Source organism: Geopsychrobacter electrodiphilus DSM 16401, from assembly GCF_000384395.1.
In the GTDB taxonomy this organism is placed as follows: Bacteria; Desulfobacterota; Desulfuromonadia; order Desulfuromonadales; family Geopsychrobacteraceae; genus Geopsychrobacter; species Geopsychrobacter electrodiphilus.
This window is the reverse complement of record NZ_ARWE01000001.1, coordinates 282914-304036: the sequence shown is the minus strand read 5'-3', so window position 1 is coordinate 304036 and position 21123 is coordinate 282914. Positions and strand designations below refer to the sequence as shown.

The 21123-nt window shown below is 53.8% G+C and carries 15 protein-coding genes, 1 tRNA gene and 1 other RNA gene; 7 read left to right on the top strand and 10 right to left on the bottom strand.

Annotated elements, in window-relative coordinates; translation table 11 throughout:
- Positions 1 to 40: 40 nt before the first annotated feature.
- From D888_RS0101425 to D888_RS0101395, 8 genes are all read right to left on the bottom strand, one after another.
- Entirely contained in the window at positions 41 to 946 is a 906-nt protein-coding gene (locus tag D888_RS0101425; RefSeq protein ID WP_020674741.1) for an AEC family transporter, read from the bottom strand.
- A gap of 81 nt (positions 947 to 1027) precedes the next feature.
- Positions 1028 to 4609, bottom strand: a complete 3582-nt coding sequence (gene nifJ, locus D888_RS0101420; protein ID WP_020674740.1) for a pyruvate:ferredoxin (flavodoxin) oxidoreductase — start codon at positions 4607 to 4609, stop codon at positions 1028 to 1030.
- A gap of 163 nt (positions 4610 to 4772) precedes the next feature.
- Complete coding sequence (gene recR / locus D888_RS0101415) at positions 4773 to 5372, bottom strand: recombination mediator RecR (protein ID WP_020674739.1); 600 nt, start codon at positions 5370 to 5372, stop codon at positions 4773 to 4775.
- Positions 5373 to 5664: 292 nt separating this feature from the next.
- Complete coding sequence (locus D888_RS0101410) at positions 5665 to 5979, bottom strand: YbaB/EbfC family nucleoid-associated protein (protein WP_020674738.1); 315 nt, start codon at positions 5977 to 5979, stop codon at positions 5665 to 5667.
- A gap of 43 nt (positions 5980 to 6022) precedes the next feature.
- Positions 6023 to 7750 carry a DNA polymerase III subunit gamma/tau gene (dnaX, locus tag D888_RS0101405; protein ID WP_020674737.1) on the bottom strand — a complete coding sequence of 576 codons (1728 nt, stop codon included), beginning with the start codon at positions 7748 to 7750 and terminating at the stop codon, positions 6023 to 6025.
- Positions 7751 to 7865: 115 nt separating this feature from the next.
- Positions 7866 to 7963: signal recognition particle sRNA small type (gene ffs, locus D888_RS23530), an RNA gene on the bottom strand.
- Between the two features lie 256 nt (positions 7964 to 8219).
- Positions 8220 to 8307 (bottom strand) — tRNA-Ser (locus tag D888_RS0101400).
- A 120-nt stretch (positions 8308 to 8427) separates the two neighbouring features.
- The gene (locus D888_RS0101395) at positions 8428 to 8637 is read right to left on the bottom strand and encodes a hypothetical protein (RefSeq protein WP_156826916.1); all 210 of its coding nucleotides are present in this window, start codon (positions 8635 to 8637) and stop codon (positions 8428 to 8430) included.
- A gap of 113 nt (positions 8638 to 8750) precedes the next feature.
- Here D888_RS0101395 and D888_RS0101390 point away from each other — a divergent pair, with 113 nt between their 5' ends.
- From D888_RS0101390 to D888_RS0101355, 7 genes are all read left to right on the top strand, one after another.
- On the top strand, positions 8751 to 9194 hold the full coding sequence (locus D888_RS0101390; RefSeq protein ID WP_020674735.1) for a hypothetical protein: 444 nt from the start codon (positions 8751 to 8753) through the stop codon (positions 9192 to 9194).
- Between the two features lie 264 nt (positions 9195 to 9458).
- Positions 9459 to 9971: a 2-amino-4-hydroxy-6-hydroxymethyldihydropteridine diphosphokinase gene (folK, locus tag D888_RS0101385; protein WP_020674734.1), complete on the top strand. Its 513-nt coding sequence runs from the start codon at positions 9459 to 9461 to the stop codon at positions 9969 to 9971.
- Positions 9972 to 9977: 6 nt separating this feature from the next.
- Positions 9978 to 10226: a PP0621 family protein gene (locus D888_RS0101380; RefSeq protein ID WP_020674733.1), complete on the top strand. Its 249-nt coding sequence runs from the start codon at positions 9978 to 9980 to the stop codon at positions 10224 to 10226.
- A gap of 27 nt (positions 10227 to 10253) precedes the next feature.
- Entirely contained in the window at positions 10254 to 10892 is a 639-nt protein-coding gene (gene fsa / locus D888_RS0101375; protein WP_020674732.1) for a fructose-6-phosphate aldolase, read from the top strand.
- A 317-nt stretch (positions 10893 to 11209) separates the two neighbouring features.
- A complete protein-coding gene (gene sucC / locus D888_RS0101370; RefSeq protein WP_020674731.1) occupies positions 11210 to 12373 on the top strand; it encodes an ADP-forming succinate--CoA ligase subunit beta in 1164 nt (387 codons plus the stop codon).
- An 11-nt stretch (positions 12374 to 12384) separates the two neighbouring features.
- A complete protein-coding gene (gene sucD, locus D888_RS0101365) occupies positions 12385 to 13260 on the top strand; it encodes a succinate--CoA ligase subunit alpha (RefSeq protein WP_020674730.1) in 876 nt (291 codons plus the stop codon).
- Between the two features lie 148 nt (positions 13261 to 13408).
- Positions 13409 to 14770: a sigma-54-dependent transcriptional regulator gene (locus D888_RS0101355; RefSeq protein WP_020674728.1), complete on the top strand. Its 1362-nt coding sequence runs from the start codon at positions 13409 to 13411 to the stop codon at positions 14768 to 14770.
- A 76-nt stretch (positions 14771 to 14846) separates the two neighbouring features.
- Here the strand turns inward: D888_RS0101355 and D888_RS24520 are convergent, their stop codons facing one another.
- Together D888_RS24520 and D888_RS0101345 are read right to left on the bottom strand one after the other, a co-directional pair.
- Positions 14847 to 15260: a type IV pilin protein gene (locus tag D888_RS24520; RefSeq protein WP_020674727.1), complete on the bottom strand. Its 414-nt coding sequence runs from the start codon at positions 15258 to 15260 to the stop codon at positions 14847 to 14849.
- A gap of 79 nt (positions 15261 to 15339) precedes the next feature.
- Positions 15340 to 21096 carry a PilC/PilY family type IV pilus protein gene (locus D888_RS0101345; protein WP_020674726.1) on the bottom strand — a complete coding sequence of 1919 codons (5757 nt, stop codon included), beginning with the start codon at positions 21094 to 21096 and terminating at the stop codon, positions 15340 to 15342.
- Between the last annotated feature and the right edge of the window lie 27 nt (positions 21097 to 21123).

The following is a 21123-nucleotide window of genomic DNA, read 5'->3' as shown; positions in this document are numbered from 1 at the left end:
ATCACCCGTCAAATTGACCTGCTGTTCCTTTTTTTCAAGGCTAAAGCATGACCATCAGCAGGGTCAGCGTCACCAGACTCGCCAGGGTCGAGACCACGACAACCGAGGTCACAAAATTGGGGACAATATTATTCTCCTTCGAGATAATCGCCACCAGAATCGCCGCTGGCATTCCGGCTTGGAGAATTCCCGCCGCGTTTTCGATCGGACCCAGTGTGAAAGGGATGGCAACACCAAAAGCAAGGGCCGGCACCAGCAAAAGGCGCATGCCTGTGGCCAGGAGAACATCTCGAGAAAGAGACACCCGCCGCTGCTCGAGCAGTTGCAACCCCAGGGCAAAAAGCATCACCGGAATCATGGCATCGGCCAGCAGGCCGATCATGCGACTGATCACCAACGGGGGCGTCAAGCCACAGGATAAAACCAGCAGCGCCGGGATCGTCGCCCAAAGCGCCGGCGTCTTGACGACCCCCCAGATCGCGCCCTTGCTGCCCCCATGTGCCCAACCTGCGGCACCGACACAGATCACAAAGGCGGTAATGCTTATGGCCACAAAATAGATCGTCGCCGGCGCCAGGGCGGCATCCCCGAGTCGAAACCGGATCACCGCCAACCCGTAATTGCCGACATTACCGAAAGCCGCGATCATCACAAACGCGGCGATCATCTCCTTCGATTTCCCCAGCACCCGACCTATGCCGCCGGCAACCAGGGCCGCCAGCACATGGGTGAGCACGATAAATAAAATCATCTTCATCGCGCTGCCCAACGGGACGGTCGCGCTGCTGATGGCCTGAAAGATAAATGCCGGCACGAACACATAATAGGCCGCACGGGTAAGAGTGCGCGCCTGCAGTTCCAGCCGACCGCCCAGAAGGGCTCCGAGGGCGACTATACCGAACACGGGCAGAATCACATTGAAAAAGACTGAAAAGAATTCCGTCATAGCACCCCTGCATAGAAGTTAAAAAGGCTCCCGACAAATTAATTGTCGGGAGCCTCGATGTTTCAACTTAAAACAATCAGCTTATTTACCGCAATCAGCCTGCAGTTCAGCCAATTTCTTATACAGATCGTAGCGGGTTGCCACATCTTTGGCCGACGCAGCCATCAACTCTTCAGCCTGCTCGGGGTTCGCCTTCTTCAGCACCCGGAAGCGGTTCTGATGGCTGGCATACTCGGCGAAACTGATGCTCGGATCCTTGCTGTCCATCTGCAACGGATTCTTCCCTTGCGCAGCAAGACGCGGGTCGTAACGGAACAGTGGCCAGTGACCACATGCCACCGCTTCCTTACAGTTATCGACCGCCTTGGTCATGTTGATGCCGTGAGCGATACAGTGAGTGTAGGCGATAATCAGGGAGGGCCCATCATAGGCATCCGCCTCGATCATAGCCTTAACCGCCTGTGCCGGGTTAGACAGATTGACCCGTGCGACATAGATGTTGCCATAGGACATGGCAATCATCGACAGGTCCTTCTTCGGCATCTTCTTGCCGCCAGCCGCGAAGAGCGCCACGGCGCTCATCGGGGTCGACTTGGAAGCCTGACCGCCGGTGTTGGAATAGACCTCGGTATCGAGAACCAGCACGTTGACGTTTTCACCCGAAGCGAGGACGTGATCGAGACCGCCGTAACCGATATCATAGGCCCAGCCGTCACCACCGTGGATCCAGACCGACTTGTTGACCAGATAGTCGACATTAACCAGCAAGGGCTTGGCGGTTTCATGGGTACAGGCGGAAAGAATCTTCTTCAGCTTGGCGACGCGGCCGCGCTGAACTTCGATCTCTTCCTGAGTATTCTGCAGACTGTCAAGAATCTCCTGCTTCAAACCGGCAGTTCCTTCACAGGCCCTGCAGCCACAGTCGATATTGCTGATCAGCAGTTCACGAGCAAATTCAGAGGTCTTGTCGACCGCCAGACGCATCCCCAGACCAAACTCGGCGTTATCTTCAAACAACGAGTTGCTCCATGCAGGTCCACGGCCATCCTTGCGCTTGGCCCAGGGAGTGGTCGGCAGGTTGCCACCATAAATCGAAGAACACCCGGTAGCGTTGGCCACGATCATGCGGTCGCCGAACAGCTGCGAACAGAGTTTAACAAACGGGGTCTCGCCACAACCGGCACATGCGCCGGAGAATTCAAACATCGGCGGCAGCAGCTGGCTGCCTTTGACAGTCGCGCGATTGAACAGTGCCGGGTCGGTATCAGGCAGGCCGAGGAAGAAGTCAAAGTTAGCGGCTTCCTTGACGCGCAGGGGCGGCTGAGGCGCCATGTTGATCGCCTTGACGCCCTCTTCGGTTTTGCTGTTAACCGGACAGTTGTACACACAGGCGCCACAACCGGTGCAGTCTTCAACTGCAACCTGCAAGGTAAACTTCTTCCCTTCCATGTCCTTACCCTTGGCCGCCACCGACTTAAAGTCCGCTGGTGCACCCTTCAGCTCGGCCTCGTCATAAATCTTCATCCGAATCGAAGCATGCGGGCAGACGAATGAGCAGATTCCGCATTGGATACAGAGCTCATCTTTCCAGACCGGCGCGGTAACGGCAATATTGCGCTTCTCGACACATGCCGTTGCGGTCGGGAAGGTTCCGTCGGCTGACATCGCCGAAAGGGGAAGCTTGTCACCGAGACCGTCGATGATCGGACCGATGGTCTTCTTGACCATCTCGGAGCAGCCATCCCACTTGCCGATCTGCATCTCAACTGCGCTGTCGGCAACCGCCGGGATTGCAACTTCAACAACATTTTCGAGCGCAACGTCAACGGCCTGGTTGTTCATGTTGACGACTTTTTCGCCCGCTTTGCTGTAAGACTTGAGGATCGCTTTTTTGATCTCGCTGATCGCCAGATCGAGGGAAATGATATTTGAGATCTTGAAGAAGGCGGTCTGCATAATGACGTTGATCCGCGCACCCAGACCCAACTTTTCACCCAGAGCAATGCCATCAATGACGTAAAACTTCATCTGCTTGTCAATGAGCTGCTGCTGAACAAACTTCGGCAGTTGAGCCCAGATCTCATTCTTGCCGAATGCGGAGTTAAGCAGGAAGGTCGCACCTTTTTTGGCGTTTTTGAGCATGTCGTACTTCTCAAGAAAGGAGAAGTTATGACAGGCAACAAAGTCGGCCTCATCTTCAGAGACCAGGTAGGTATTGCGGATCACATCCTTGCCGAAGCGCAGGTGGGAGGTGGTCAAGCTGCCGGCCTTCTTGGAGTCATAAACAAAATAGGCCTGGACCTGATTATCGGTACTGTCACCGATGATCTTGATCGAGTTTTTATTGGCTCCGACGGTGCCGTCAGAACCGAGGCCGTAGAACATGGCCGCGTAGCCCGTAAAGGGGACCTTGTAGGCAGCGTCGAACTTCAGGCTCTTGCCGCTGATATCATCATCGAAGCCGATGATGAAATGGTTCATCGGCTTATCCTGCAGCATGTTGTCGAAAACGGCCTTACACATCCCGGCATTAAATTCAAAAGAACCGAGGCCGTAACGCCCGCCAACGATCGAAGGATAGCCTTCGAAGCTGGTGAAGCCATCGACCATCCCCTCACCAACGGCAGTGCGAACCGACTGATAAAGCGGCTCACCGATGGAGCCCGGCTCCTTGGTGCGGTCGAGAACCGTAATCTTCTTGACGCTGGCGGGTACCGTCTTGCAGAACTGCTCGATGGGGAAGGGCAGGAACAGACGCAGCTTGACCAGACCGACCTTCTCTCCCTGAGCGACCAGATGCATGATCAGCTCTTCCATCGCTTCGCAACCGGAACCTTGCATCACCACGACACGCTCAGCCTTCGGATGACCCACATAGTCGACCAGATTGTACTGACGCCCGACCAGCTTGGCAAACTTGTCCATCTGCGCCTGAACAATCCCAGGCACTTTTTCGTAATAGGCGTTGGCGATCTCACGCCCGTGGAAATAGACATCCGGATTCTGAGCCGTACCGCGCAGAACCGGGTGATCCGGTGAGAGGGCGCGTTCACGATGAGCGGAAACCAGATCATCGTCGATCATCGCCTTCATGTCCTTCTTGGTCAGCTCTTCGACCTTCTGGATCTCATGGGAGGTCCGGAAACCGTCAAAGTAGTGCAGGAAGGGGATGCGGGACTCAAGGGTTGCCGCCTGAGCAATCAAGGCGAAATCCATGACCTCCTGAACGTTGTTGGAGCAGAGCATCGCCCAACCGGTCTGACGACAGGCCATGACGTCGGAATGATCGCCGAAGATCGACAGGGCCTGGGTCGCGATGGCGCGCGCTGAAACATGGAAAACGGTCGGGGTCAGCTCGCCGGCGATCTTGTACATGTTCGGGATCATCAGCAACAGACCCTGCGAAGCGGTAAAGGTTGTGGTCAGAGCACCAGCCTGCAGAGAACCGTGGACAGCCCCGGCGGCGCCGCCCTCAGATTGCATCTCAACGACCTTGGGGATCGTTCCCCAGATGTTCTTCTGCCCGGCCGCGCTCTTGGCGTCGGAGATTTCACCCATGCCGGATGAGGGAGTGATCGGGTAGATCGCAATAACTTCATTGGTCGCATGAGCAACATGCGCGGCAGCGGAACAACCATCAATACAAACCATCTTTCGAGACATCAGTTTCCTCCTTCGCTGGTGAACGGATAGATCACGCTCAACTGTTTTCTACCAATTTTTTTTCGTCGATTGTATGGAGTCAGTAGAGATTTAAGCCTGGATAAACTTCTAACAGATCTTGGTTAAAATACCTGTCAGAGGACATATTTCTGGAACAAATTATCTAGAATTCACGCCGGCTATCAATCGCCTGATGGACCGTAGCCGAATCGATGTACTCGAGATCACTCCCCAGAGGGATGCCATGAGCCAGGCGCGTCATCTTAATCCCTGTATCCTTGAGGATCCGGGCCAGATAGAGCGCCGTCGCCTCCCCTTCTACGGTGAAGCTGGTCGCGACCAGAACTTCGTGAATCTTGTCGCCCCTGAGCCGCTCAAGCAGTTGCGGAAGTTTGAGGTCCTCAGGACCAACGCCATCAAGGGGCGAGAGGGCGCCATGCAAAACATGATACTGCCCGCGAAAGCCATGGCTGCGTTCGATCGCAATCAGATCCTGCGGTTCCTGCACAACACAAAGACAACTCTCATCCCGGCCAGCATCAGTGCAGATGCGGCACAGTTCGCCTTCGGCGATATTGAAGCAACGGACGCAGAAAGAGAGATTACGCTTCATCTCTACCATCGCGGTTGCCAGAGCCTGAACGTCTTCCTGCGATTTGCGCAACAGATGAAACGCCAGTCGCGTGGCGGTCTTACCGCCAATCCCCGGGAGCTTGCCGAGTTCGGCGACCAATCTGGCAAAAGATGGGAGCGAGCCTAGCATGGGAAATGCCCTATTTCCAACAAATTAAAATGCTGTTTTATTTTTTTCAGGGACGCTAAAAATTTAAATTCTAGCGAAAATATTCTTGGTCCATTGGTCTGACCAGGCGAGGACTTTAGCATAACAACTTTCTCCATTTCAATCTTTTATTGTATACAGTCCACAATTTCAAACCACAACTATCGTCTGAATTCCAGCTTCTTGCGCCAGAGGACAAAACAACAAAAGACCCCCGGAACAGTTGCCGACGGCCTTTTGGATGAAGAGTAATCTAAATTCAACAGCAGCAGGTTCAGAACAAACCGGGAAGGTTCATACCACCGGTCACCTTACCCATCTCCTCTTGCATCATCTCCTGGCTCTTCTTCAAGGCTTCGTTAACCGCAGCCGAGACCAGATCCTGCAGCATGTCAACATCTTCAGGATCAACCACGTCCTTTTCAATCTTCAGGCTCACAAGCTGCATCTTGCCGGTAACAACAGCGGTCACCATACCGCCACCGGCAGAAGCTTCTACCTGACGCGCTTCAAGCTCCTGCTGAACGCGGGCCATACGTTGTTGCATCTGCTGGGCCTGCTTCATGATATTACCAAGACCTTTAGCCATCTACTTTTCTCCTTGCAGATCGTGAATTTTTTTCACCAGAATCTCAGATAAAACCTTTATCAATCGGCCGAACATCTTCGACCTCGCCATCGAAAATATTTTTGGCTGCCTTGACCATCGGGTGTTCATTCGCGTTATCGCGCAACTGCTGCTGACGACTGACTTGCTCTTCCTTCTGCTGCTGGGCAAAAGTCGGGGTTGCGGGCTGTTGCTCCCCGTCCATCTTGACCACCTCCAGGCGCACCGGGCGGCCAAAAAACTCTGCCGCGAGGGCTTCAAGCGCACTGCGAGTCTCGCTGTCTCCCAACAGCTGCAGATTGAACGAACCCTCCGGATACCCGAACTTGAGCAGCGGCAACTCACTGGTCAACGGGTGAGCGTGCTCAAGCACCGAACCGAGGGCGCGACGCTTCTGATTGACAAACTCAACCAGGCCTGCCCAATCCTGCTGTCGTGGAGCGGCCGGGGCAGTTGCGGGTACAGGGACAGGTTCTTGAACTCTGGATTCCGCTGGAGATTCCGGTTCCTCCGCTGGTGGAGAAGACCTGAACGGCTGCGGTGGAGGCGGCGGAATGTTGGAAGAAGTTTCAGTCCGCGCAGGTCGTGACGGAACCACTCCGCCAACTGGCAGGCGCTTCTCGAGCAGATCCAGCTTATGAATCAGATGCGCGACATCGGCGCCGTTCGGCAGGCTGGCCAACTTGACCACCGCCATCTCGACACACAACCGCGGATAATTCGCATGCGCGAGCTGAGTTTCGGTTTGCATCAACAGGGTCAGCGTCCGCTGCAGGCGATTAAGATCTGCCGAAACGGCCAATTTTCTCAACTCCTGCAGCTCAGATTCGCTGACCTCCAGCATCTCGCTCGGATCCTCGACGACGCTGATAAAGAGTAAGGCGCGCACCAGCTCAATCAGCTGCTGGCAGAACTGCCGGAAAGAATGACCCTGTTCGTCGACCTGTTGCAGAATCCCCAATCCCCGTCCAGCATCACCCTCAAAAATTGCCTCCAGCAGATTGATCAACAGGCGCTGGTCAACCATCCCGAGCAGCCCCTGAAGTTGAACATCATCAACCTGTTCTCCGCAGTAAGCGATCACCTGATCAAAGGTCGACTGGGAGTCACGCATGCTGCCGCCACCAGCGCGGGCAATCATCGTCAGCCCGGCATCGCTGACCTTTATCCCCTCTGCGGCGGCAATCGTCTTCAACCGCGCCGCGACCTTGCCGAGGGCTATCTTGCGGAAATCGAAACGTTGGCAGCGCGACAGAATCGTAACCGGAATTTTATGGGGTTCGGTCGTAGCGAAGATGAACTTTGCGTGATCAGGAGGCTCTTCAAGTGTCTTCAACAGCGCATTGAAGGCATTGATTGAGAGCATATGGACTTCATCGATAATAAAGATTTTATAGCGGGAAGTAGACGGCAGGTAGCGGATATTTTCACGCAGTTCGCGGATATCATCGACGCCGGTATTCGAGGCGCCGTCGATTTCAAAGACATCGATGCCACGGCTGGCGGTAATTTCAACACAGGAGGGACAAACCCCGCAGGGGGTCAGGGTCGGACCTTCAGCGCAGTTCAGCGCCTTGGCAAAGATCCGCGCCGCCGAGGTCTTACCGACACCACGGGCCCCGGTAAACAGAAAGGCGTGATGCACCCGGTCGGCCGTGATCGCATTCTTCAGCGTCTGGCTGACGTGCTCCTGACCGATCAGATCATCAAACTGCTGGGGGCGCCATTTGCGCGCCAGTACCATGTACGACATGGGGAGATGTCCTCGCCGTGAACTCGGCCCGTAAAGGCGGAGGTGTTAGGGGTGAGGAGATAAGAGCCTGGGAAAAACCACAATTCCCGGACTCTATAAACTTGCCAACACAAGTGACAGCCAGGCACCCCCACGGCACACGATCAAGCTGCTGCCGCTGCTCCCTTCCGGGCCTGACGGAGTTCACAACCGCTCGTTGCGTGGGACCCGGCTGTCACTTCTGCCGGCAAATCAAAGAAGATGGCGTTGCAAAAACTCACCAACTGCTGTGTTGCAGCAATTGCTTAGCCCTTGCACTTTTGCTTTAACATTAACTTCAACTGTCGTAGCCAGTTGCCGGGCTGATCAAAAATGCCCAGATGCAAGGCGCCCGAAGGTCCGCAGAATAAGACGTACCTCAATGGTACGTCGTTGAAGCGGTCCGAGGGTAACGCCGCAGATGGGCGTTTTTGATCAGCCCAGTAGAAACTGGCGGAGAGGGGGGGATTCGAACCCCCGGTAGCTTGCACTACACACGCTTTCCAGGCGAGCACCATCGGCCTCTCGGTCACCTCTCCGCAGGCTGGACAAGATACACCAAGGGGTGTTGGGTGTAAAGGCTTTTTCAGGTGAGCAAAAGCGGCGCTAATTCCCGGATTTACGCGCTGCATAACGATTATTGGGCGGATACACAAAGGCTAGAATTTCGGCCACAGCCTGATATAAAGGGATGGGGATTTCGGTCCGATCGGCACCCCGCCCAGAACTTCTCTGCAGCTCAGGATCTTCAACAAATATCCACCGCTGGCTTGCCGCGCCGCCGCCAGAATCATTTGCGCAATATCACCCCGCGCACCCAGGGACACCGGTTTCAAGCTGTTGAGCGCCGCACGAGTCTGCCAGCGCACCAATTCGACGAAGGTCCATAATCAGCTTATTGGCAATTTCAAGCGGTTCCGTGTTAACTTCTGGCGGCTCAAATTCAATGCTTCGTCAATCTAAGTCCTGCATGTAGGGTTCTATGAAAAAAAAGATTTTTATCATGATCTGTGTTCTGGCATCCGTCGCAATAACCATAATTGCCAGCTTCCATTATTATTCGGCTCAGAAGGAGAAGCAGTACGCCACCACTGCAGTCCCCTATCTGCTGCGGGTGATCCCCGAGCTCTCAAAATGGGATCCTGCTGTAGCACAGAAATATATGTCCGCCACCTTTATGCAAAAGACCTCTGCCGCTAAACTGGCCTCTGCCCTGAAGGCTCTCTCAAGGGTCGGCGAGCTCCAGGACCTGGGAAAACCACACTTTGAAGAAGTTTTTTCCGACAAAGACCGGCTCGTCGTCAGCTACACTGTGGCCGCCAGATACAGTACCGGCGATGCAGAAATCACCATCGCTATTCTTGACCTGAACGATGCCTTCTCGGTGTATCGATTCAACATCCGCTCAAAGGCGCTGGCCAGGTAAAGCTCTCAGGCACCTAACTGAATCGGCGCCTGCAGGTTGAGATTATTCGACTTATCTTCGTAGACCGTCACCACTGACAGGTTCAGTCATTCCTCCTGTGTAACAATCCCCCATTGTGAGCCTTTACTGTCATCCAGGACACCTTGATAATTGAAAAAAATTCGGCGACCGAAGGAAGCAAAATCGGTACAGGCCGACCGGACGGCAAACACCACTGCTTACAAATTGATTTCGATTTAGCCCCTGTGCTTTAATGCCCTACCGATGAAATCTGTGCAAAAAACTTCAGTATTTTTGGGACTGGGTGGCAATCTGGGCGATCCCCTCGCGGCGTTCCGACGCACTCGTCAGGCATTGGGCGAGCATCCCGCTGTCAGCGACTGTCAAGCCTCCCCGCTCTACCAGACCCCACCAGTGGGTGGCCCGGCAGGACAACCCGATTACCTCAATGCGGTTCTGCGGCTTGAAACGCAGCTCAGGCCACGGGAACTGTTAGCCCTCTGTCTGGGGATCGAACAGGCCGAAGGTCGTGAACGGTTGGAACACTGGGGGGCGCGCACCCTCGACATTGATCTGTTGCTCCACGGTCAACACCAGATCAAGGAAGAGGACCTCGAAATTCCTCATCCCCGGATGCTTGAGCGCCGCTTTGTGCTGGAGCCCCTGGTTGCTCTGTCACCCGACCTCTGCCATCCGATCTCCAGACTAAAGTTGTCTGAAACGCTCAGTCGGTTACCGGAGATCAAAAACATACTGCTGCTAACCCTGACCTGGTAGATAATTATGATCAAACTTCTCTTACTCGTCCTGCTCTTTTTTGTCGGCTACAGTTTTATCCAGACCCTCTTCCCGTCACGCTCCAAGGGACCGAAAAGTAGTGACAATGCAAAGCCGGAGGGGGAACAGATGGTGCTCGATCCGCAATGCGGGACCTATATCCCTCTCAGCGAATCCGTTAAAGCCAATATCCAGGGGCAGCAGCACTACTTCTGCTCGCGCAAGTGCCGCAGCCAGTTCAAAAAGAAGCATTAACCACCTCACTTTTACCAAGGAGATTGTATGAAATTTTTTATCGATACCGCCGAAGTCGCTGAAATCCGCGCCGCCAATGAACTGGGCCTCGTCGATGGCGTCACCACCAATCCATCGTTGATTGCCAAGAGTGGTCGTGACTTCAAAGAGGTCATCACTGAAATCACCGGAATTGTCGATGGCCCGATCTCGGCCGAAGTGATCGCGCTTGACGCGCCGGGAATGGTCAAGGAAGGACGTGATCTGGCCGCGATTCACCCGAACATTGTGGTCAAGGTGCCGATGACCGAGGAAGGGCTTAAGGCGACCCGTATCTTCAGCAATGAAGGGATCAAAACCAACGTCACCCTGATCTTCAGTGCAGTTCAGGCACTCCTGGCGGCCAAGGCTGGCGCCAGTTATGTTTCGCCGTTTGTTGGGCGTCTTGATGACGTCGGCCATGACGGGATGGAATTAGTCGAACAGATCCGCACCCTGTTAGATAACTACGGTTATGAAACCGAAATTATTGTCGCCTCTATCCGCAACCCCCTGCATGTGCTGAACGCCGGACTGATCGGTGCAGATATCTGCACCATCCCTTATAGCGTCATGCAGCAATTAACTAAACATCCATTGACCGATGCCGGCATCGACAAATTCCTGGCCGATTGGAAAAAACGCTAGGAACCTGCCGGACGAACTGCCTTGCAATCGGAGCACGACTAGTCCGACAGTTTCCCTGACCTTTCGCCACTTAAAGGTCTGATCAAAAAAGAAGGCCTGTCGCGACATCCAGCGGCAAGCCTTCTTTCGTTAATACGTTCTGCGCTGGCTGAGCCCGAAGGCCGACCAGTCACCTGGTCTGGCCACTTGACACTCTGCCAAAGCGGGTGTATACGCATTCGGGTGGCAAAATTGAGGCTGCCACGCTGAACATCTTCCAGCAGTCAGGCTCTCCATATAAGGATCGCCGACTGTCATCTTCAACGAAAGAGGAAGCGATGAATATTCACGAGTATCAGGCAAAAGCGATCCTAAGGAACTTTGGGGTACCGGTTCCGGATGGTCACGTCGTGTACAACAGTAATTCGGCGCGAGACTGGGCCAAACGTCTGGGCGAAGGGCCCTGGGCGGTCAAGGCCCAGATCCATGCCGGGGGCCGGGGCAAGGGTGGCGGGGTCAAGATCGCCAAAACCGCCGACGAGGTCAAACAATTCACCCGCGACATGATGGGGATGACTCTGGTCACACATCAGACCGGCCCCGAGGGGAAACTGGTCAAACGGGTCCTGATCGAATCTGGCTGCAACATTGCCGATGAATTTTATGTCTCCTTTCTGGTTGATCGCGGAACCTCAAAGGTCACCCTGATGGCGTCAGCCGAGGGGGGGATGGATATCGAAGAGGTCGCCGCCAATACGCCGGAAAAACTCTTCTTCGAGGTGATCGATCCCGTAGTCGGCCTGACCGCCTTTCAGGCGCGTAAAGTGGCCTTCAAGCTCGGCTTCGCCATCGCTCAGGTCAAGCAGGCAGTCCCGCTGTTGATGAACCTCTATACCGCCTTTATTGAAGCCGACTGCGCCCTGCTGGAGATCAACCCGCTGGTGCTGACCGCCGACGGTAAACTGCTCTGTCTGGATGCCAAGCTCAACATCGACGACAACGCGCTCTTCCGCCATATCCGCATCCGTGATCTGCGTGACTACGATGAAGAGGATCCGATGGAGACCGCGGCCTCGCAGTATGACCTCTCCTATATCGCCCTCGACGGCAATATCGGCTGCATGGTTAATGGTGCCGGTCTGGCGATGGCGACCATGGACATCATCCAGCACTACGGAGCGGCTCCCGCCAACTTTCTCGATGTTGGCGGCAGCGCAACCATCGAACGTGTCACCGAAGCCTTCAAGATCATCCTCTCTGACAAAAAGGTCGAAGGGATCCTGGTCAACATCTTCGGCGGCATCATGAAGTGTGATGTGATTGCCACCGGTATCGTCGAAGCGGCCAAACAGGTCGGCGTCAAGATCCCATTGGTCGTGCGTCTTGAAGGAACAAATGTCGCCCTCGGCAAGAAGATTCTGGCCGAATCAGGGCTTGATATTGTCACCGCCGACGGCATGGCTGATGCCGCGCAAAAGATCGTCACAGCGGTCAAGGGCTAAGGAGAAATACGATGAGTATTCTGATCGATAAAAACAGCAAAATTATTACCCAGGGGATCACCGGGGCAACCGGCCTCTACCATGCTCAGGGCTGCCGTGATTACTGCGACACCCAGATGGTCGGCGGCGTCACCCCCGGCAAAGGCGGGACCAAAATTGACGGCTTCCCGATCTTTAACACCGTAACTGAGGCCGTGGAGCAAACGGGCGCCAACGTTTCGATCATCTACGTCCCGCCGATCGCCAGCGCCGATGCGATTATGGAAGCGGTCGATGCCGGCGTGGAGCTGGTCATCTGCATCACCGAGGGCGTACCGGTCCTCGACATGGTCAAGGTCAAAAAATACATGGAGGGCAAGAAAACCCGCCTGATCGGCCCCAACTGCCCCGGTATCATCACCCCCGGCCAGTCCAAGATCGGCATCATGCCTGGCTATATTCACAAGCCCGGCCCGGTCGGAGTCGTCTCACGTTCCGGTACCCTGACCTACGAAGCGGTCTGGCAGCTCACCAGCCGTAACATCGGCCAGACCACCTGCATCGGTATCGGAGGTGACCCGGTCAACGGCACCAGCCATCTCGATGCGCTCAAGATGTTTGAAGCCGACCCCGAAACCAAAGCGGTCATCATGATCGGAGAAATCGGCGGCGACGCCGAAGAGAAGGCCGCTGAATACGTTCGCGACCATATGACCAAACCGGTCGCCGCTTTTATCGCCGGCGCGACCGCGCCAGCCGGAAAACGCATGGGCCACGCCGGAGCGATCATTTCCGGGGGCAAAGGGGACGCCGCAAGCAAGAAAATTTTCTTGCGCGAATGCGGTATCTCGGTCGCCGATTCCCCGGCCGAGATGGCCGAAGCTCTACTGAAAATCTGGCAGCCCTGAATTAGGCTTCATTCAAACTCAACAAAAAAGGCCGGGCATTTTGCCCGGCCTTTTTTGTTATAAATTTGAAAACTTGGGCCACAGGAGATATGCTGACCACACTGTTTGATGTGTTTCACCATCAACCCTTTGCCTTCATGGACAGCTTATGCCTGCAAGCTTCAAAAATCTGCTGATTATAGATGATGAAGCCTCCATGCGCCATATGCTGCGCCTGGTCCTCGAACAACAGGGCTATCGTGTTACCGAAGCCTCTAATGGCCAGATTGGCCTGGAGCTGCTCCAAAAAGAACTTTTTGATGTCATCCTCTGTGATATTCGCATGCCGGATATGGATGGTCTCCAATTCCTCCGCCATCCCAAAATCATTAACCTGACAACCACAATCATTATGATGAGTGCTTATGGTTCCATTGAGACGGCTCTCAATTGTATGAAACTTGGCGCCTATGATTATATTTCAAAACCATTTAAGCCAGATGAAGTCCTGCTGACCCTGAAAAAAGCAGAAGAGCGCCTTCAACTACAGCAGGAAAACGTTTTTCTTAAAAATCAGTTGTCGCAGCAAGTCACAACTTTTGATGTCAGGCAGATCATCTTTGCAAGCAACAGCATGAACCGGATCCTTGAGACTGTGCGTACAGTCGCCACATCGAACACATCGGTGTTGATCAGCGGAGAAACAGGCACGGGGAAAGAACTTATTGCCAAAGCACTCCATTCCGAAAGCGGCCGGACTGGCCCTTTTTTGGCAATCAACTGCAGTGCTATCTCCCCGGGGTTACTTGAAAGTGAGCTCTTCGGGCATGTAAAAGGCGCGTTTACAGGTGCCGAGCATGAGAAGCAAGGTCTGTTTTCGGTGGCCCGTGGCGGGACCCTGTTTTTAGATGAGATTGCAGAGCTCCCCCTCGATTTACAGCCTAAACTTTTGCGTGTTCTTCAGGAGGCTGAGATTCGAAAGGTTGGGGCGACTAAATCAGAAGGGATTGATACCCGCGTGGTAGCAGCAACCGGGACAGATTTGGAACAAGAAATTGACAAAAACCTGTTCCGCAAGGATCTCTACTACCGCCTGGCAGTGGTCGACATCAACCTCCCCCCTCTTCGCCAACGACCGGAGGATATTCGGGTTTTAGCCTATCACTTCATCGACCAAATTTCTTTCCGGGATGGCAGAGCCGCACCAAGACTAACCGAACAAGCCCTCGAAAAATTGCAAACATACTCCTGGCCCGGGAATATTAGAGAGCTGAGAAACTTCATTGAAAAGGCACTGATCTTCTGCCGCAACCAGGTTCTGGAATTGCCTCCTCTGCCAACCGAAAGACGCCTGACACAACGACCTGAAGAGGGTGACTTCTCCCTGAAGGAGGCCTCACAGAGGATAGAACGGGAATACATCACCAAAGTATTAGCGCATACTCTTGGTAATCGTACTCAGGCCGCGAAACTCCTTGAGATCAGCTTAAGATCTCTACTCTATAAAATGAAAGAATTTGACATACGCTAAATTTGAAACCAACCTCCACATGAAAAAGGCCTACCATAAAACCCGGTAGGCCTTAAAAATATGCGCAATATACTCCCTACCAACAATTAGCAGCAATCTCTGAAGTTTTTGCTCCAGTTTGGGTAATTTCCAGATAGCCACACTTATCCGTGAAAGAGGGGGTCGCCCTGATCGTAAAAGTCGTTGTCGTGGCCGCCGTAGTGACACTTCCTGGCTGAAATGTCAGCGTGTACTTCCCCCCCTCCGTTGTCTGTAACACTTGATCCCCTGTAGCAGGATCACCCACCTTTGCGTCCTTATACTCGTTTTTTCGAGTAAAATAGCGCTCCATATTTTGGGCACCCTCTACCAAAGCCGCTTTAGCAGCAGCGCGGTAAGCATTGTGTCTATATCCTGAATAGACCGGGATTGCTATCGCGGCCAGAATTCCAAGGATACCAATCACAATCATCAATTCGATTAGGGTAAAACCTTTTTCATTTCCAAACATATCGAAACTCTCCAAGATGAAATTTTACAGCGCAGCAATCATATCTGCGCTGTAAAATTGGTATCTCTAAACCAGAATCTTACTTTATTTGTCGCCAGGATTGTCGCCCTTTTGACGACAAACTTCCGCCCTTTTCTTTCTGGAACATCAGGTTACCGGTCGAACCGGAGAACACTTTCACCTGGGTTCCAGTCCCATCAGAGTTGGCAGCGGAATCATCGTTAAGAACCTTCGGCGACTGGATGATCCCTTCACTCGATTCAAGACCGGTCACCGGAACTTGAATGTCGGTCCCGCCAATATTAACCGTCACCTTGTCACCATTGTCGATATTATTATCATTGTTGGCATCATAAATCGGGGCTGGGAGCCGACCACCAGAGAACGGATCCATCTCCAGCAGCCAACTTGAACCGCCCGAAACGCAGGGGCTATCAGAGGGTATCAGGGTTACGAAAATAATCTTTCCATTGTCCAAAATGGCCTGTTCAACAACACGCTCACCGCGTTTAGTTGGAGTATTCGGGGATGTCAAGTCGAGATACCAACCCGACTTATGCCCTGTTCCGCTACCATAATACACAGAATTTTGTGAGAGCACCCGGATGGCGCGACCATCAAAATAGTACGCTGTAGGGCTCGACGATGGAATCGGAACCTTCCCCTCAAAGAGAATCGTCTGTGGCTGCAGAATAGTACTGCGACTGGTGTATGTCTGCGCGGATCCCTCATCAAGAATGCCATAGAAGGTCTGCACCGGACGATTCGCCACAACCGGGTCAATAACATTATCGTTGCTGTCAAAGAACTTTCCAGTCCCGAACCAGATCATAATCTGGTTTGTGCTCGGCAGACGACCAACCGCAGGACGAACCGTAATCGGCTGAACTTCACCATTGGGTCCTTTCGCCGTGAACAACGGCGCCGGGGTGGTCCCCCCCGTTTTATAGGCAACCCCCCATTTGCTGGGGAGCGCATCGGTGAAATCAAACTTCCACAGATTACCGAGCAGATCGCCGGCATAGACATAGTCGACAATCTTGTCGCCATTCTCATCCACCGGGACTGGGGTACTGAGGCCGTTCGGGGTCAGGGAATCACCAACCCCGACATCAATGGTTCCATAAGCGGTTGCCAGCGGCAGGCCGGTCGCCAGGTCAACCACATAAAGGACAGCCTTGCCATTTGTACTATGGTAACCATTGCTGATAAAAGCCACCCACTCGCCGCTCGACAGACGACCGATTGTCGGTTGCGGAATGGTATAGCCCAGGTCGGCATAAACAAAATTGCTTGAGGCATCTCTCGTCTGCGGAGTGATTTCCCACATGACATTGCTGGTGGAATAACTTCCAGGATCAGTCACGTCCAGCGCGAAAACCGTTCTCCCGCCGGCTCCAGTAGAACCGAGCAAAACGGTGTGCCAGGCACCGCCGAAATAAGCGTCGCCAGGCTTCGGCGCGCCATCGACCATAAAATGGTGGCCGTTCTGTTGCGTTCCATAGTTGGTGGCGGTGAGCCGAGGCATGAGATTGATTACAGAATTTGGTACATACGCAAATGTCTCTGCTCCAGTTTCCGCATTGAATGCGTGAAGCATCCCGTCGTTACTGCCAACATAGACCATTCTCGTCCGCGTTCCATAGCTGCTTCCAGCGCGAAAACTGGTGTAGCTCGTCCCTTCTGTACCGGGAAGTTTGGCGTATCCGTAGTCCGGGGTTCCGACGTAGACCGGATCGGAATTGATGATGTCACCCAACACCTTATTGCGATCGCGCAAGGTGCCCCCATTCTGGCGTTCAACGGTGCGGTCACCGCGGAAAAATGCCACGCGTTGTGCACCCATTCCATCATTGGCTCCAGCGATGCTGGTATTCAGCAACAGCTGTTGTCCCGTCGTCAACGTAGCCCAGGTAAAGAGACTTCCGTAAGGCGCTGAAGTCGCGCTGGGATTAAAGGTAAAGATATTCCGATTCGCCGGCGTCGGAAAATGATTTTCGGCGTTCCAGATCTGATTGGTGACGACTGCACCACTGGTGCTCTTGGTCAAACCAATACCGAGAAACTCTCCTGACCAGTCAGCGCTGTTAAATTTGGCCTGATAGATGGTCGTACCGGTCTGAAGCTGGGTCGAATTACTGGCAACCGCCGCCGACGACGAGTTGACTTCGGCAAGATCAGTGAAAACCTTACCGAGGCTTGCTTCGAGTTGACTGGGGTTGGTCGCATAAAAATAGTTATCCGGTTGTCCGTCCCCATCGGCATCCCAGGAGGCCGTGTCGGTCGGAAAGGTCAGGCTGGTATTTTTCTTGTTATAGCCCCCCCATTTGGCGGCGTAATAAAGGGGTGATTCGAGACGACCGCTCGGAGTTCCCGAGATTGTATAGGTCTGTGATGTGGCATCCTCCGCGCTATTACACCCCGCGCTACAATCCTGTGCCCCCGATCCATCTACATAGCTGAATCCATTGATCCCGGAGTGCACATGGAAACCTTCACCGGAGCTGGTCGTGCCATCAACATATCTGGTTCCGCTGATAATATATCCGAAGCCCAGCCTATTACCTGTCGACTGAGAAAAAACATCGGTCGTGACCTCAATCTTCAGGGTTGATGAGTCGATTTTATAGCCCAGAAAACCGCTCATGTCCTGGTCGTAGTCCCCGCCCTGCTCGCTATCCTCCCACTGGATAAAGAATTTTCCGGAACCGGTGGTCTTGTTAAAATAGATCGGCTTGAAACTGACGATATTGCAGTTTGCATTTGGCGACAGGCTCGTATTCCGACAAGCGGGCATGATCGAAATCGATTTGGCAGGGTAGCCCGGAACCGGAATATCGATCTGCGGCACCGCCGCCGCTAAAGACACGCCAAAGGTTTTGACCGTTTGCTCTCCCTGTAACGCGGCGCGGATATCGTGAGTAAAGGCCTGATGAGCGAGCCCGGCAATCGCATAAGAGCCGGACAAGCGTGGTGCCTCGGGGCAAATCCCCTGAACATCACCAAGAGAAGCAACCGTCTTAGCTGTGCATAGCTGGTTGTTGTTTGTGCCTGATTCTCCGACCAGCCAGGTATTGCCATTAATCGACTCACCGGCGCCAACAGTATCGGTCATTTCTGCAGCGCTCAAAGTGGTGTTGAGATCAGAAACGCTGGAGAGCTGGTCGCTGTCGTAAGACGCCATGCTGGCGTTGAAGTCGATGATGTTCAGCGATGAACAATAGTTTTTGTCGCTGAGAGGATCACTCCAGGTCGCGGTCGTCAGCCCGGCAAGCTTGTCGTCACCGCTAAAGGTAAACGCGCTGTTAGCGGTTTTGCCGGCAAAATAACGCAGACTCTCAAGGAAGATTTCCGACTGCGGGTTCCCCCAGTTGCTGCAGTTACCATCGGTAAACGAGCTCAGGCCCCAGGAACAATTATCACCGCTGCCACTATCATTGTATGTCCCCGTGGACTGATTATAGCCATAAAGACGCAGTTTATTAAGGGTCGCAATGATCGAGCCAGCGGAAGGCGCGGCCGTAAAGGTCCCATCGGTGGTAACATTTATCTCATCGCTGATTGAACTGATATTCTTGCGCAGCACCCCGCCCGACTTATTCTTTTTGTAGCTGCCGGTCATCAGCCCGAATTCCAGATTGTCATTCTCGCCATGCACCTGCAACAGTCCGACCGGTTTGTAATCTCCAGACGGATACTGGCGACATTTTTCGTTGCCGAGTAGCGTGCTGTCACAAACCTTCACCCGTGCAGCATAATCACCCGCCACACTGAGCCCGGAAACACTCAGAGCCACGTCTCCCCGAACCGGAGTTTTTTTGTTGGCGGTTATCCCGGTGAGGCCGATATCGTTTCCGTTATCAACACTTTTTTCACCGTCCCAGCGACACTGCCAGCGCTCGTTGGCAGTCCAGAGACTGTAGTCGCCATTCGCAACCCGAATTAAGGGTGCGGCCGTGACGTCCTGCGAATAGCCGGAGGTTGCGAGCGTGGTATTACACAGGGTGATCCCCTTGCGGGTCTGGTTGCTCAGGGTCCAGGCGGCATTGGTCCCGCTGCCGGCAAAATCACTGACATCGACCTGTACGTCCGAACCGGAAATTTTGGTCACTGCGCCACGCATGTAAAACTGGCTTGGATCGATGGTCTTACTGATGATCAACTGATCGCCCACCCTGACTTCGGCCGGCAAAAAGGTGGTGGTGAAGGTCTTGCTCCCGCCGCCGATGGCCACTGAACTTGTGCTGGTAGCGGTCTTGGGCAGACTGCCGACGGCAAAGGGGGTCAGTTTGGCGATATCAGTGCCGCTGTAATACTTCACCCAGCTATGGGCATCATTCGGCAGATAGCTGCGCTCGAGAACTGTCAGGGCAGAGGTATCGGTTGAGCGATTACCGCCATAGAGGATCTTACGCACGGCATCAATGCGGGCAGTCGATGCCCAGTTGAGGAAGTTGCCACTCCATTCTTTGCTGCTGCCCCCGGCGCAATACTTGTCCGCTGTGATCGAAACGGGACTGAAGTAGCCGGCGCCCGTATCGTAGACATAGCATTTGTGAGCGTCAAAGTAGCCGAAGTAATCGATGGCGTGGATATAGGTTCCATCAGGAATGCCATCCTGGTTGAGGTCACCGTATTCGCTGTACGCCGCAAAATACAGCTGCTGATCGTTCGACATATCAAGCATAACCTGAGGCTTGGCCGGGTTCTTCAGGGTGAGTGGAATCTGGGAAATCAGGCCGCTGTCGGTAATCGCGGTGGTATCACAACCATCATCAACGGTCCCGTTGCAGTCGTTATCGATCAGGTCACCACAGATCTCCACCGCACCGGGGTGAATGTCGGCACGATCATCACGGCAATCGCCCTGGTCGGTGGTGTAGCCATCGCCATCGACGTCACAATCCGGGTCGGCCATATCGACGAACCCGTCGCAGTCATTATCCTTGCCGTCGTGGCACAGCTCGAGATGCCCCGGATAAATTGCCGGGTCGTTATCATTACAATCGAGGGAACTGGTGACGCCATCACCATCGTTATCTGTCAGACACCCTTCATCGACCACCGTGTTGCAGTTGTTGTCGATGCCATCACCCAGACCGGTAATCAGACATTCTGCGGCGCCTGGATGAATGGCCGGGTTCAAGGGCGCGCAATCATTTGAATCGGTATAGCCATCCCCGTCGGTATCCGGGTCAACAACCACAGAGCCGCAACTGTTATTCCCGGGATCGGTCGGGTCGACCGCCGTTACGCCAGGTGGCACCTTAACACTGTCTGAGTAGGAGGTGACGGTCAGGTCCGTGGTAAGGACAAACGAATCGAAATAGAAACCCTTTTCACGTGTCCAAAAATTCAGGGTATGCGTTCCGGCCGAGGTGATCACGATATCTGCCGGGTTGCTCCCATAGTTCTGGCGGGTGCTGCTCCACTTCCAGCCATTGGAAGAGTTGAAGTTCAAATTACCCGTCGCGGTTCCATCGACCCCATACCAGATCGAATCCTTACTGCCACTGTGACGACCATCTCCACGAACTACCAGACGGTAGGTTTGAGGATAGGTTCCTGCCGGGAAGTCAACCTGAAAACTCACCGGCGTCCCCGACGGAGGGTTGCTATAATCTGAACTTGAAATCGCTTCTAGAAAACTACTGTTGCTGGCTGAACCATTCGTCTTGGTCTTAAAATTATCGCCAAAGCTTGTGAAATGTTCGGCTTCAATGAGAGTTCCGGCGTTGATGATGGAGCAGATTCCGGCGAAAGACTGCGTTACGCTCAACAGGCAGAGCAACACACTGATGCTCAACAACCGTAAAATTTCTGTTCGCTTTTTCATATCTGTCTCCAATCAAGCTGATTTTTC